This is a genomic window from Vogesella mureinivorans, from assembly GCF_007644035.1.
In the GTDB taxonomy this organism is placed as follows: domain Bacteria; phylum Pseudomonadota; class Gammaproteobacteria; order Burkholderiales; family Chromobacteriaceae; genus Vogesella; species Vogesella mureinivorans.
Genome location: NZ_VMTV02000314.1, coordinates 1 through 432, shown reverse-complemented (window position 1 = coordinate 432; position 432 = coordinate 1). Strand labels below are relative to the sequence as shown.

The 432-nt window shown below is 61.3% G+C and carries 1 protein-coding gene; it reads left to right on the top strand.

What is annotated here, in order from left to right; translation table 11 throughout:
* Nucleotides 1–53: 53 nt before the first annotated feature.
* On the top strand, nucleotides 54–432 hold a 379-nt coding region (locus FLQ44_RS10040; protein ID WP_147694287.1), incomplete at its 3' end, for a type I restriction-modification system subunit M N-terminal domain-containing protein.

Sequence of the window (432 nt, the reverse complement as noted above, 5' to 3'; positions counted from 1 at the left end):
CAACGTTCCCGATCACCGTTCCCGCCCGCATGGGCTGCCCAAGGATGTGCTTGATGCCCCTGACCCTTCCCCAGCTTGAGCGTCATCTGTTCAAGGCCGCCGACATCCTGCGCGGCAAGATGGACGCCTCCGAGTTCAAGGAATACATCTTTGGAATGCTGTTCCTCAAGCGCTGCTCCGACGTCTTCGATCAGCGCCAGGAGGAAGTCATCAAGCTGCAGATGGAGGCCGGCCACAGCAAGCTGCAGGCCGAGATCACCGCCGAGAACCCGCGTTGGTACAAGAAGGAGGGCAGCTTCTGGGTACCCCGCCAGTCGCGCTACCTGACCCTGGTCAACGAAGCTCACCAGAACGTCGGCGATCACCTCAACAAGGCGCTGTCCGGCATCGAGCGCGACAACGTCAGTCTGGATGGCGTGCTGGAGAGATCGG